This is a genomic window from Brachyspira pilosicoli (genome assembly GCF_036997485.1).
In the GTDB taxonomy this organism is placed as follows: Bacteria; Spirochaetota; Brachyspiria; order Brachyspirales; family Brachyspiraceae; genus Brachyspira; species Brachyspira pilosicoli_C.
In genome coordinates, this window is sequence record NZ_JAWLPU010000002.1 from 86,053 (window position 1) to 100,112 (window position 14,060).

Below are 14,060 nucleotides of genomic sequence, written 5' to 3' on the forward strand. Positions count from 1 at the left end.
CCTCACAAATACTGCTAAAAATATCGGAAATAATGATATTAATTTTTAATAAAGATAATATAAAAATTAATTATGAAAGAGATAATAATATTAGTATCAAATATAACAATAAAAAATAAAACAAATATCTTTATACTAAATTTGATAGATTTATTATATAAAAAAGGCTTAAAAGTAACATTATATTCAAATAAATTTCCAAAGACTTTCTATGGATATATTACAAAGAAACATCTGCCATTAAAACTTACAAATTTCAAAGAAATAGTAATGCAATCAAAAAATGCATACGCAATAATAGCTGTAGATTACCCAATGAATATAATAGCATACAAAATAAAAAATATGTTTAATAAAATTAAAATAAAATCCCCTTTAATAATATGGTATTCAATAAACTTTCAAAAAAAAATATATATAAGTAATAATAGAAGAAAATTAAAAGAAGATTATAAAAGCCTTTCTAATATAGATATAGTATTATGTTCAAATGAAAAGACAAAAAATATGTTAGAATATATTTATAATAACAAAACTATAGAAATTATACGGGCATATTATTCTCCATATATTTCAAATAATAATAATAATAAAGAAAAAAAATATATACTTACTTTTTTTAATGCAGAGAATAGCATATATAAATGTACATCTGCATATTGTGAATACGTAAATACTTCAATAAAAAATAATAAAAAGATACACAAATTAATAATAGTTGGATACAATAAATATTTAGAAGATAATATAAATAAATTAAAAATAAGAGACTACGTAGAGTTAGTTGATTACAATTTTAATATAGAAGAGATAATATCAAATGCCTATACAATTCTAATACATAATATAGATGATCCATTTTATACAGAGCTAATATCTGCTTGGAATAATAAAATAGTACCAATAATAGACTCTAAAACCTCATCTGCAGAAATTAGTACAGATAATAAAAATGCTCTAATATATAATTCTCAAAACCCAGTGTCTCTATGTAATAAATTAACAGCACTCATAGAAAATAAAAAATTCTATAACAGTCTTTCATCTTCAATAGAAAATATTCCAAGCATTGAAGATAGTGCAAATCAAATATTAGAAATAATAACAAAGAAATTATAAATTATTTCTATTAGGTTTTCTTAATTTTGGCTCTTCATTATTTGGTATAACTTTTTTAAGTTCATTAAATAATCTTTTTTCTTCGGAAGATAATTTATTATTAACATCAATATTCACTATAACAAATAAATCTCCTCGAGATGATCTATTAATATGATAAGCACCATTTCCTTTTAATTTAAAAATTTGTCCGCTATTAGTACCAGCAGGAATTTTTATTTTTACTTTCTTTTTGTCTAATGTTTCTATAAATATCTCATCACCGAGAGTAGCTTGCACTATATTAATACCTACTTCAGTAATTAAATCAATACCCTCTCTAATAAAATACTGATGTGGTGCTACATGTATATAAAGATATAAATCTCCATTTACGCCTCCAGCAATAGCTTCACCCTCTCCAGATATTCTTAACTGAGTATTATCATCAATTCCCTTAGGTATATTAACAGATATAGTTTTAGGTTTTTTAATAGTACCGCTTCCATGACATTTTTTACAAGGTGTAGTAACAATAGAGCCAGTACCATTACATCTGCTGCAAGTTCTTCTCACACTAAAAAATCCTTGAGCCATTCTCACTTCACCTGTACCATTACAAGAAGGACAAGTTTGAGTTTTTGTACCCGGTTCAGCTCCGCTTCCATGACAAGCATCACAAATATCTTTTTTATCTAATTTAATCTCCATCTTTCTGCCAAATACAGCATCTTCAAGAGAAAGTGTAATATCATGTCTTAAATCATTTCCTCTTCTCTGCCCTCTTGAACTCCTAGAAGAAAATCCGCCTCCAAAAAAAGAACTAAATATATCATCTAAATCTCCAAAACCGCCAGAGCCTCCGAACATTTGTGAAAAGTCAAATCCGCCTCTTCCATAAGCATCAGCAAAATCACTATGAACGCCCTGAAAACCAAACTGGTCATACTGGGCACGTTTCTTTTCATCAGATAATATTTCATAAGCTTCGGTAGCTTCTTTAAATTTCTCTTCTGCTTCTTTATTTCCTGGATTTCTATCAGGGTGATATTGCATAGCTAATTTTCTATATGCCTTTTTAATTTCATCAGCACTTGCTGTTTTATTTACTCCTAATACTTCGTAATAATCTCTTTTGTTTGCCATTTTTAATACGTCCTCATTAATAAAAAATACATAAAAAATAAAAGCTTATATATAAAATCAAAAAATTATTTTCTTCTCTTGCTTCCAACTATTATACTAATGCCTAATCCTAAAGCGGCTATTCCTGTAATAACATATTTATTATTAGCTAAATACTTAATATTATATTCCATTCTCTTTTTTTTGTCAGATAAAACATTATAAGCCTCAGTAATCTCTTTAAACTTATCAGCAGATATATCAGCATTTCTGTCGGGGTGATATAACTTTGCTAACTCCCTATAAGACTTTTTTATTTTTTCTTCACTTGCAAATATATTAACATTAAGTATTTTATAATAATCCATAAAAATATCCTTAAATTATATATATAAAAATAATTTTCATCAATACAAAAAATTGCAACTAATTATCAAAAAACATTAAACTTTCAACTATAAGCAATAATCCGCTTGCTATCCATATACTTTTAGTACCTAAAACATTGGTAAAAAAACTTCCAAAAAATGCTCCACACATAAAACATATTAAAATGCTTAAATATATAAGACCATTTTTTAATCCTGTTTTATCTTTATTAAATAAGAACTTAAAAAAATTTTCTGAAGCAGATCTTAAATTACCTGTACACATATTCGTAACATAAGCGAGCCCTTCTACTCTGTTAAAAGTTATCATTAAAATAGCAGACATAAAAGCTATAAAACTAATAACTAAAGTATCAAATAAATTTTTAGGTAAAATACCAACTATAAAAAGTATAACAGCATTTATAAGTATTACTAAATATTCTAATTCCATCAATTTTTTTCTATTGAGGATTTTTTTTACATATAAAGCAAACCAAATCCCAATTACAAATACAAAAATAGATATTAAATAATGCATAGCTCCAAAAAAATTTTTTTTAGCTATATTCATAGCAAAAAATATTATATTTCCTGTTTGGGCATAAGCGAATACTCCGTCTCTTGTAATATAAGTATATGAATCAACAAAACCACCTATAATACTAAATATAGATGCTACATAAATAGTTTGTGTTGTATGTATTGATTCATTCTTCCTTTTAATGAAAGAGATGATATTGCTTTTCATATAAAAAATATTCCCACAAAATTTAATTGCAAATATTATAACATAAAATATTATTTTTAGAAATATATTGAAATTATATCACTCAATTAAAAAACATTATAATTTATTTAATAGTTTTTATCTTAAGTTATTTTTTTATTTGTAGTATTACCATTGTATCTATAGTAATTTCTGAAACTACTATGTATGGGGCTTTAAACACATAATAAATGTACTTGACTTATAATATTTATATATTATAATTTTGTAGTACATTTTTAAGGAGTTAATATGAGCAGCACTACATCAAATCAAATACTTGTATTTAAAATAAATAATGAATTATATGGTATGGATATTCTTAAAGTTCAAGAGATTTTGAGTTTTATGGCTCCTACTCCAATACCTAACTCTCCTGAATATTTTAAAGGAATTATAAATTTAAGAGGTACTATCATATTAGTAATAGATTTAAGATCCAGATTTCATTTTGATAAACCAATGGATCCAGAAAATTGTGTAATAGTTGTAGTTGCTATAGGGAATAAAAAATATGGTCTTGTAGTTGATTCCGTTTCTGATGTACTTACTATCAATAATGAAAATATACAATCTGAAATAGATATACATTCTGGAATAGACAGCAGATACATTAATGGTTTGGTAAAAGCTAATGAACAAATGATTATATTAGTAGATATAGATAAAGTATTTTTAGAAAATGAACTTGATAGTTTGACAAATAAAGTAAATAATTCAATAGTGCAGTAAAATATATGTCATCACATAGAATACTTAGAGTTAATGAAAATATAAAACAAATATTATCAACTATTCTTTTAAGAGAGATAGAAGACCCTCGTATAAAAAACAACCTGGTTACTATAACTCGTATTGATACAGCTAAAGATTTAAAAGAGGCTAAAGTATATTTTGTATGCTTAGACCCTAACAAACAAAACGAAGTATTAAACGGGCTTAATAGTGCTAAGGGAGTTATATTCTCTTATTTAAGAAAACAGCTTACTATAAGATATGTTCCTAATCTTACTTTCTATTATGATAAAACATTAATGGAAACCAATAAAGTATTAAGCGACATAAGAAACTTAGACATAAAAGAAGATAGTCAAGAAGAAGAATAAAAAATATCGGAGTAAAAATGCCTATCAAATCCAATACAGATAGAAAAAAAATAACAGCTACAAAAAGAGATATATTAAAAAGAATATCAAATGCTAAAAACATAACAATCACAGGTCATAGAAATCCTGATGGGGACTGTATATGTTCAGGACTTGCTTTATCACTGCTTATAAAAAAAGTATTTAAAAAGAAATCTTATGTTGTTAATACAGATAAGATGCCAAAAGAATTAAAAAATGTATTAAATATAGATAAAGTTATTTTTGAAGTTAATGAAAACAATTTACCTAAAAAGGATGTGCTTATAATACTTGATTCTGGAGATATAGAAAGAATTGGCTGGATTGCTGATATTACTAGCGAGTATAATGAAGTAATATTTATAGACCATCATAAAGTAAGAAATATTAATGGCGTTACTATGTTTTATGATGATACTAAAGCTGCTGCTACCTGCGAGATAATATTTGATATATTTTCATCATATCTTAAAAACATGGATTCTACTATAGCTACCCTACTCTACTGCGGACTTTCAACAGATACAGGCGGATTTGTTTTCAGCAACACTACAGAGAGAACATTGCTTTTCGCTTCAAAAATAATGTCTAAAAAAGTTAATATAGAAGATTTAGGCAATGTTGTGAGGAAGAGATATTCTAAAACTGATGTAGAAGCATTAGTTTACATGTATAATGAAATGGTGATAGATGAAGATAAAAAGATTGGTTATTTATGCTTAAAAGAAGAGATTAACGGGCATAATTTAAAAGATATTAGTGTAAGTGCATCTGACACTCTCATACAAATGCAAGATGTATTAATAGGTTTTATAGTACATGAAAGCGATTATAATTTTAGAGTTAGTATAAGAAGCAGATGTAAAAAAGATATAAGGGAAATAGCAGAATCATTTGGAGGCGGAGGTCACCCTAAAGCTTCAGGATTTACAGTATCAAAAGAAAAATATAAAACTAAAGAAGAATTGGTAAAAGACATAAAAGAAAAGATAATTTTATTACTAGAATCTTAAATCAAATATGCAAAAAGAAAATATCATAATCTACACAGACGGCGGATGCAGAGGAAACCCTGGTATAGGAGCTTGGGGAGCCATATTATTGAGTGAGAAACATAATTTAAGACTCGAAATAGGCGAAAGCGAAGAGCATACGACAAATAATAAAATGGAGATGCAAGCGGCAATTAAGGCTCTTGAAAGACTTAAACATTCTCATAATATAAAATTATATAGTGATAGTGCTTATTTAATTAATGGCATGAATAGCTGGATTTATTCTTGGCAAAAAAATAATTGGATTAAAAGCGATAAAAAGCCTGTTGAAAATAAAGATTATTGGCTAAAATTAATAGAACTATCAAAAAAACATAGTATTGAGTTTATAAAAGTAAAAGGACATTCATCAAACAAAGAAAATAATCGTGCTGATGAGATAGTAAATATATTAATGGATGAACATATAAAAAACGGCAGTACAGCTGAGTTTTACAGCAAAACTGATATAAACTAAAGATTTTAAGTTTGTCAAAATATTCCTAATATATAAAATATTTACATTTTGCATTTTTTTTAATTTTGACGAAGTCCACAGAGTGAAGGCGTAAAAAAGTGGAATAAAATAAAAACTTATAAAATATAGCTATTTATGTATAACCAAAAATGCTAAAAAATAACTTGAAAAAAGGTTTATTAGTGATAAAATTAACTTTAGTAATAAGAAATATCCAAAATATTTTAAGGAAACAATAATGCAAACAAGAGTATATAAAGCAGGATCTATAGTATATTTTGCTGGAGATAATTCTGATAGAGTTTATATTCTAAAGCAGGGTCAAGCCCAGAGCATATTTTTGTCGGAAGAGACAGGGCATGAAACTAGAGAATTAATTAATATAGGTGAGTTTTTTGGAGTAAAGAGTATATTAGGTACTTACCCTCAAGAAGATACTGTTCAATGTTTAACAGATTGTGTTATCATTATTTTAACATATAGTGAGTTTGAAAGTTTAGTTTCAAAAAATAAGCCAATAATTATAAAAATGCTTAAAGTATTTTCAAATCAATTAAGAAGAATAAATAAAAAAGTAGGCATATTAGTAGAAAATACAATAGATGAAGAAGGTCCTTCACCATTGGAAGGATTATATAATATCGGTGAGTTTTATTTCAAAGCTAAAAAATATAAAAACGCACTATATGCCTATAAAAGATACATACAATCTGCCGATGAAGATTCTGTATTTTATCACACTGTAGAACAGAGAATAAAGGAATGTAAAAATCTATTAAATATCACAGATGATAGTAATATAGCTCCATTAGAAGACAACACAACAGAAGAACAAAAAATAATAAAACCGAATACCTCTATAGAAAATCACTCTATTAACAATAAAGATTATGACAGAGCCTTAGAGTTTTATGAGAGAGGAGATTATGTGAATGCTATAAAATCGTTCAATGCTCTTATAAAAAATGAAGATAAAGATGTGGCAGAAAACTCAATATTTTATATGGGAAAGGCATATTATTATATTAATAAATATGATAATGCTAATAAGGTTTTATTATCAGCAATAAAAACTTATCCTAAGTCAAAAAATGTAAAAGAGGCTATATTATATTTGGGAAAAAGTTTTGCAAGTATTGGAGATAAAGATAAGGCAAAGGCATATTATCAAAAAGTTATGTCTATACCTCCTATGGATAGCTTATCACAAGAGGCTAATGACAGCATACAAAAACTTAATTAAGGATAAAAGATGGATAATATATATTCACATACAAAAAAATATGAAGCTGATGATATAATATTTTTGGAATTTGAAACAGGTAATAAATTTTATATGGTTCAAAGCGGTTCTGTAAAAATAACCAAAGTAATAAAAGATGTAGAAAAATTATTAGATATAGTTTACCCTGGAGATTTCTTTGGAGAGATGGCTATACTTGAAGGTACAACAAGAAGTGCTTCTGCTATAGCAAATGAACCTACTACATTGCTTGAATTAACAAAAGAAAACTTCCAAACAATATTAGGAAACAACACAGCTATGGCATTAAAATTATCTAAAATGCTTGCAAAAAGAATATTTGATGCCAAAAGAAGATTATTAATACTTCAATTACCAGAAACTGATTTGAGAGTTTATGATTGCTTATTATTATTGGCTGAACTTCAAAATATACCAAGAGACCATTATTATGACCCTCAAGAATTAAATGCTACTATAGCTGATATAGCTAATTGGTGCGGTATAAATATTAATGATGTACAGAAAGTATTAAATAATTTAATTAAATCTGGTAAAATTGATGTATATACCAATACAATAAAGGTAAGAAACTTAAAAGAAATACAAAGACAAATAGATTTAAAAAGAAAAAAATAATTTTTCTTTTATACTATTCGATAAATTGCTAAAAGATTTTTAGTATATAATAATTCTATATTATTACTCTTGTATTATATTTAAATAAAGGAAATACAGTTATGCTTGAATTTGAACCTATAAGCTTAGATAAACAAAAATTATATAATAAATATTTTTCTATTACTCCAGAACAGTCTGCAGACTATACTTTTATGAACCTATTTGGTCTTAAAGATATATATATGCTTGAATGGGCTTTTACAGAAAAATTAGTATGGATTAGACAGCGCTCGCCGTACACAATATATTGGGCGCCTGTCGGAGATTGGTTTAATACTAATTTTTGTAATGAGATGAGTCCTTGTGAAATATCGAAAGAATCTATAATTAGAATACCTAAAGAATTAGCTTTATTTTGGGAAAAATACACTAAAATAAGTGTTAAAGAAGTGAGAGATGAATGGGAATATTTATATGATGTTGATGAATTAATTAATTTAAGCGGCAAAAAATTTCATAACAAAAAAAACTTATATAATCAATTTATAAAAAATGATTTTGAATATAAAAATATAGATATAGAAAATGAAGAAATGATTAAAGATATATTTGAGTTTGAAAAAAAGTGGGAAATAAATGAAATAGAAAGCAATAATAATAACGAAGAGATAAAAACAGAATGTGAAGCTTTTGACAAAAATAAATTATTAACACATGAAGTTCGTGCTGAGGCAGATATTATGATGATAAATAGTCTTATAAATAATTGGAGAGAAATTGACGGCATAACTGGCGGGGTTATATATATAAATAAAAAAATAGCAGCATACACTATAGCAGATTTTACTATGAGAGATACTATAGTAGTGCATTCTGAGAGAGGAGACAGAGATTATAAAGGAAGCTATCAGGCTATAAATAGACTATTTTTAGAAAACAATAAAAGAGAAGGATATAAGTTTGTAAATAGAGAGCAGGATGTTGGTGATTTAGGACTTAGAAAAGCCAAATTGTCTTATAACCCTGTTAAGTTTGTAGAAAAATATTCTGGATTTTGTACTGGAAAATAAGGAAAATAAATAAACAAGCCCTATAGATTTTTTAACCTATAGGGCTTTATATATATAAATCAAACACATACTTTGTCTAAATAAAGCTCTTTAGCTTTAGAGTACAACTCTGAAGCTTTGTCATAATTACCATTAATAAATTCAATGTTTCCTAAATGGAAATAATCGCTTGATTTTGGAGAATGTTTTATATTATCTAAATATTCTTTTTTGCTTTTTTCTATATTAGGGTAATTATCTTCTAATTTTCTGTTTCTTAAATTTTTTAAAGCTATAGTTTCAGGGCTATCAGCAGGATACATTTCTAAAGCCTGTAAATACATGTTTTCTGCCCTCTTATAATCTTTTAATTCATGCAAACAAACTCCATAATAATGATAATCATTATAATCAGCTAAGTTATTATCAACTAAAACCTCATAAAATTTCATAGCCTCTTTATACTTCTTGTTAGCAAAAAAATAATTAGCCAAAAATACCAAAGCTATTCTATCTCTATTGTCTATTTTTAATATATATTTAGCTGTGTCTACTCCCTTATCCTCTTCTTTTAAAATATTACATAAAGATAAAAACTCATAATAAGGTACAAGATCATCTCCATTATATAAAGCAACACCCTTTTTATAATGTTCAAAAGCCTCTTGCAATTTGCATTCTTTTTTGGAAATAGAGCCTAATATAAAATAAGCTTCAGCTGCCATCCAATATTCTAAGAAAGTATTTAAGAAAACCTTAGCATGCTCATAATCTCCATTATTAAATAAAGTAATAGCTATTTTTAAATAAGATTTCATATCTTCACCATTACTTAATCTAATACTTCTTTTCAATGCCTCTACTGCTTCAGTATTAATTCCTTTCTTCAATAATTCTTCGGCAAGATTACTCAACTTTATAGCTTTAGTATTGATAGACACAGTATTTCTCCTTAAATTATATATTAGTGAAAAGGTCTAGCATAAACTTCGCTAGAAAATTCACTTTCTATATCTCCGCCTTCACCACCTATAGTTGTTACCCTAAAGTAGTAAAGCTTACCATATTCTAAATTATTAATAACATACTCAGTTTGATTGCCATTAACTATAATAGGATTATAATCATTATATATTCCAGATTTAGTGCCGTAATATATTTTATATCCGCTTACATTTTCATGACTTCCTTCCCAATTTAAAACTATAGAATTATTAGCAACAATAGCCTTCAAATTAGTAGGTGCCTGAGGAGTTCTTCCTTCATGATAAACTATCTCAACCTTATTTAATAAAGGACTATATTCCATAGATGAATCACTTTCTAATAATGCTTTGACTTGAATATATTTTATCTTAGGACTCATTATAATATTATTGGTTGAATCTAAAAGTGTCCATTCTATATTGCTGTCTTCTTCAGAGAAATATTCATTAGAAGTTCTATAATAAACATATACTCCTGTAGCATTATTAGTTTTAGCTATGTAATTTATCTCGTCTATAAAAATATTATCATTATTAAATTGCATTACTTTGCTTAATACTTCTCCGTTTGGCAAATATTTTTCTAAATTAAAATCTCTTTTATAGTCAGGACTAAAATAAAAACCATCCATACCGCCTATAAAACCCTGACCTAAATATATTGGTGCAACGCCAATATTACTTGTATCCAATACATACGGAGAACCCATTCTATCTCCTGTACTAGTTAAATAAATAACCTGATCTTCAAGCCCATCTATGTATTTTACTAACTTTCCTGTTTTAGAATCGAAACTAATGCTATGATGTCTCCATTCATTTTCTTTTAAATATTCCCCTTCAGATAAAGTAACATTAGTATATTTTCCATTATACATGAATAAATTATTAAACTGCCAAACTAAACGGCCGTCTATTATATTAGCTCTAATACCAGCATATTTGATAGTATCACCATCTTTATATATAGATGTCTTAGATAATACTTTTGAATTCATTCTCATCTTATATGGATTTAAATAAAACTCTATTGTAAAACTATTTAATAATAAATTATCAAAAAATGAATAACCTTTATTTTCTATCTTAACAAAAGATTTTATGTTTGGAAATAAAATTCCTATTCCCGCATTCGCTCCTTCCATAAACTTTATATCTTTACTATAAGTTATACCAGAATAATTTACTTTGTTCATTATATCTTTTGAAAACAGACTCGATATATTTTTATTATAAGATACACTTCCTGTATTATTTAAACTAAAACTATTAGTTATATTATTAAGACTGCTAGAATATATATTGTTGGTATCTGCAAATATGTTATAGATGCTTTGAGCAGCATTAATATTTAAAGCAAAACTTAGTGTAAAAGCCATAAAAATAGCTATATATCGCATATTTAAACCCATATTAAAATATTACTATATAACTATTCGGATATAATTAATTTTACATTATTAAAAAAATATGTTTTTTATGTTAAACATCTAATACAATTAAATGGCTGTCATCACTATCAAAATTATCGCACATATAGATTTTATGATTATTTTTTTCTATAACTGTATTTACTTTTACTCTATTATGTCCTACAACCTGATTATAATCAAAACATCCATCTTCTTGCAAATCACCAATATCTGCCCATAGTATGCCAGCAAACTTATTCATTCCTCCCCTTCTATAAGAGGCAATATTACAATCTTCTTTGCAATTTGAATAAACCATATTAATGTTTTTTGTTATATCAGTAAAATCTTTAATATCATATTTTTTCTTTATATAGTTAATCCAACCATTTGTAATTCCAGCATGAGTAAATATATAATCTTTTAATACATAAACTACATTAAATATATCTTTATTATCATTAAAAATTTTATTAAGTTCACAAGCATAACTTTTTCTATATCTGCTTGCTGTAGGATATCCAACTATATACTGAAAATCATGATTTCCTATAAGAAGCTCAACTTTAGAATTATTATTTCTTTTAAACTCTATAACATCTTTTAAATTATCAAGAATCTCTTTATCTGTAAAACTAACCCAGCTATCATCACTATAATCACCTAAAAAAACTATCTTATCAAAATTATTATCTTTTAATAAATCTTTCCAGCAAGACTTGCCATGTAAATCCCCAATAGCAGCAACCTTCATATTATATCTGTTATCCCCCAAAAAATGAATAATATTTAAAGTATAATTACATAATAATGAAAAATCAAGCATATTTCCATATAACCATTACATATATAATTTATTGACAGAGTATAATAAAAGATTTATAATCACTAATCAATTAGGAATGTTAATGTATAAAATAAATATAAATAAAAATCTTATAATAGCTATTGGTTTTATTCTAATAATTTCCATTATTTATATAGTGCCATTTGTTACAATAGATATTTATAAACTTACAAACAATTTATATAATTTGGAAATATTTTTTAACAGTGAATTTGTTTTGCTTTTAAAAATATTATTTTCTTTTTTGATACCGATTAGTTTTTTTATATTTAGCTTTTTATTCTCAATCAATAAAATATGCTTAAAATCAATAATTATAACAGCAATAATAATATTTATAATATCAATTTATTTATATAATTTACCGTATGAACTATTAACAAAAATGAGTATATCAAAAGAATATATAAGATTATTAATTCATATATTCTCAGCCAACATGCTTATTATTTTTGCATTGTCTCTTTCATATATTAAATATAATATAAAACAAATATCTAATTTATATGATTTCTACACTATGATAGCTGAAATTATTATATGGGCTTTTTTATTATATTTTATATTATTTGCTATTTTTATATCAATATTTTCTTTAATGAAATTTAATAATAAACTAGACATAAAGAAACTAACTATATTTTTACTAAAAAACAATATGCTCAACTTAAAAATATTTTATAGTATATTTATTATATTAAGCTCTTCTATAATATATTTTGCTTATTCACTATATAATAAAATGACAAACACCAAATTATCAATAACAATATCAAGAACTATAAGTATATTTATATCAATAAGCTCTCTATCATTGATAATATTAAATTTCAAAAACAATGTATTATTATCTCATAAATTATTTTTTTATTTATATATTTTATTTTTAATTTTATTTATAAAAATAATTTTCTTGTTTAGAGCAGATAAAAAATTAGATAAATATGAATATGTTTGTTATATAATATCAAATGCATTTATTATTCTATTTTCTTTATTTCTAATAATAAAAGATGCTTCTAACATGAAATTTTTTATAGTAATTATACTATTTAATGCAATATACAATATAATTTTATCTATAATAAAAAAAAGAGAGTTTCTACTTTATTACAATTTTATTTATATAATTTTATTTACTATTTTGTTATTTACTTGACTTTTAAAATAGTTATATTAAACTATTTAATTGGGAGAGAACAATGAAAAAGGTATTTTTGTTTGTATTATTAATTAGTTCAATATTCTACTATAATCTTAGTGCTGTTAGTTTAAGCTTAGGATTCATAGCTCAATTTGGTATGAGCGGTGCTGTTGCTGATTCATCTTCGATGCTGCCGTCAAGTTTTAGAGATTTTGATATGGGTTATTCTTTTTTAGTTGGAATGAGAAATGATATAACTGACAATACAGCCATATCAATACTTGCAGATATTGGGTATTATCATGATTCTTATGCTTTAAAATATGATATAAATGGAAATAGAGCAACTGAAAATTATCAATTTGATAGTTTTATGATAGGAGGAGTATTTAAGTTTCATTTCTTTTTTATGTCTTTATCTGGAGGCGGCGGAGTGAAAATTCCTATTAGCGGTACTTATCGTTTAGAAAATAGTTCTTTAGAATATGCATATAATAGAAAATATTATCTTGATAGAGGCGATATAAGTGATATTTTTGAAAATGCTTTAATACCGTATGTGAAATTTTCTTTAGATTTCCATATATTAAATTATCTGCTTATAGGACTATATGTTAATTATGATTTCGCTTTAAATTTCAACAACAATGGTTATTTAAGCGATATTAGAATTGCAAATAAGTCTATAAGTTCATTAGATATAGGATTACAATTTGGATATTTTTTCAATTTTATTGGAAACAGGTAGGATATTAATAA

15 protein-coding genes are annotated in these 14,060 nt (G+C 25.5%); 9 read left to right on the forward strand and 6 right to left on the reverse strand.

Features of this window, described 5'->3' with window-relative positions:
• Positions 1-72: 72 nt before the first annotated feature.
• On the forward strand, positions 73-1,119 hold the full coding sequence (locus tag R4I97_RS05725; protein ID WP_335784130.1) for a glycosyltransferase: 1,047 nt from the start codon (positions 73-75) through the stop codon (positions 1,117-1,119).
• On the opposite strand, the gene dnaJ is transcribed toward R4I97_RS05725, so the two are convergent.
• The 3 genes from dnaJ to R4I97_RS05740 all read right to left on the reverse strand — a co-directional run bounded on the left by dnaJ (position 1,114) and on the right by R4I97_RS05740 (position 3,342).
• Entirely contained in the window at positions 1,114-2,244 is a 1,131-nt protein-coding gene (dnaJ, locus tag R4I97_RS05730; protein ID WP_335784131.1) for a molecular chaperone DnaJ, read from the reverse strand. The genes R4I97_RS05725 and dnaJ overlap by 6 nt on opposite strands.
• A 65-nt stretch (positions 2,245-2,309) precedes the next feature.
• Entirely contained in the window at positions 2,310-2,591 is a 282-nt protein-coding gene (locus R4I97_RS05735; RefSeq protein ID WP_335784132.1) for a DnaJ domain-containing protein, read from the reverse strand.
• Between the two features lie 58 nt (positions 2,592-2,649).
• A complete protein-coding gene (locus R4I97_RS05740; RefSeq protein ID WP_335784133.1) occupies positions 2,650-3,342 on the reverse strand; it encodes a YoaK family protein in 693 nt (230 codons plus the stop codon).
• Between the two features lie 270 nt (positions 3,343-3,612).
• On the opposite strand from R4I97_RS05740, the gene R4I97_RS05745 reads away from it, so the two are divergent.
• The 7 genes from R4I97_RS05745 (at position 3,613) to R4I97_RS05775 (ending at position 8,933) form a co-directional block, all read left to right on the forward strand.
• Positions 3,613-4,092 (forward strand): chemotaxis protein CheW, encoded by a 480-nt coding sequence (locus R4I97_RS05745; RefSeq protein WP_335784134.1) that lies wholly within the window; start codon positions 3,613-3,615, stop codon positions 4,090-4,092.
• Positions 4,093-4,097: 5 nt separating this feature from the next.
• Entirely contained in the window at positions 4,098-4,466 is a 369-nt protein-coding gene (gene rbfA / locus R4I97_RS05750; RefSeq protein ID WP_297286581.1) for a 30S ribosome-binding factor RbfA, read from the forward strand.
• 17 nt (positions 4,467-4,483) lie between these two features.
• Positions 4,484-5,500, forward strand: coding sequence for a bifunctional oligoribonuclease/PAP phosphatase NrnA (locus R4I97_RS05755; RefSeq protein ID WP_335784135.1), 1,017 nt, complete (start codon positions 4,484-4,486; stop codon positions 5,498-5,500).
• Between the two features lie 7 nt (positions 5,501-5,507).
• Positions 5,508-5,999, forward strand: a complete 492-nt coding sequence (gene rnhA, locus R4I97_RS05760) for a ribonuclease HI (RefSeq protein WP_335784136.1) — start codon at positions 5,508-5,510, stop codon at positions 5,997-5,999.
• 238 nt (positions 6,000-6,237) lie between these two features.
• A complete protein-coding gene (locus tag R4I97_RS05765; RefSeq protein ID WP_335784137.1) occupies positions 6,238-7,242 on the forward strand; it encodes a tetratricopeptide repeat protein in 1,005 nt (334 codons plus the stop codon).
• Between the two features lie 9 nt (positions 7,243-7,251).
• Positions 7,252-7,881, forward strand: coding sequence for a Crp/Fnr family transcriptional regulator (locus tag R4I97_RS05770; RefSeq protein WP_297286585.1), 630 nt, complete (start codon positions 7,252-7,254; stop codon positions 7,879-7,881).
• 101 nt (positions 7,882-7,982) lie between these two features.
• Complete coding sequence (locus R4I97_RS05775; protein ID WP_335784138.1) at positions 7,983-8,933, forward strand: DUF2156 domain-containing protein; 951 nt, start codon at positions 7,983-7,985, stop codon at positions 8,931-8,933.
• Between the two features lie 59 nt (positions 8,934-8,992).
• Here the strand turns inward: R4I97_RS05775 and R4I97_RS05780 are convergent, their stop codons facing one another.
• The 3 genes from R4I97_RS05780 to R4I97_RS05790 all read right to left on the reverse strand — a co-directional run bounded on the left by R4I97_RS05780 (position 8,993) and on the right by R4I97_RS05790 (position 12,064).
• Positions 8,993-9,853, reverse strand: coding sequence for a hypothetical protein (locus R4I97_RS05780; protein WP_335784139.1), 861 nt, complete (start codon positions 9,851-9,853; stop codon positions 8,993-8,995).
• 23 nt (positions 9,854-9,876) lie between these two features.
• Positions 9,877-11,310, reverse strand: coding sequence for a fibronectin type III domain-containing protein (locus R4I97_RS05785; RefSeq protein WP_335784140.1), 1,434 nt, complete (start codon positions 11,308-11,310; stop codon positions 9,877-9,879).
• Between the two features lie 70 nt (positions 11,311-11,380).
• Positions 11,381-12,064: a metallophosphoesterase gene (locus R4I97_RS05790; RefSeq protein ID WP_335784537.1), complete on the reverse strand. Its 684-nt coding sequence runs from the start codon at positions 12,062-12,064 to the stop codon at positions 11,381-11,383.
• Between the two features lie 1,295 nt (positions 12,065-13,359).
• Here R4I97_RS05790 and R4I97_RS05795 point away from each other — a divergent pair.
• Positions 13,360-14,049: a hypothetical protein gene (locus R4I97_RS05795; protein ID WP_335784141.1), complete on the forward strand. Its 690-nt coding sequence runs from the start codon at positions 13,360-13,362 to the stop codon at positions 14,047-14,049.
• Positions 14,050-14,060 lie beyond the last annotated feature (11 nt).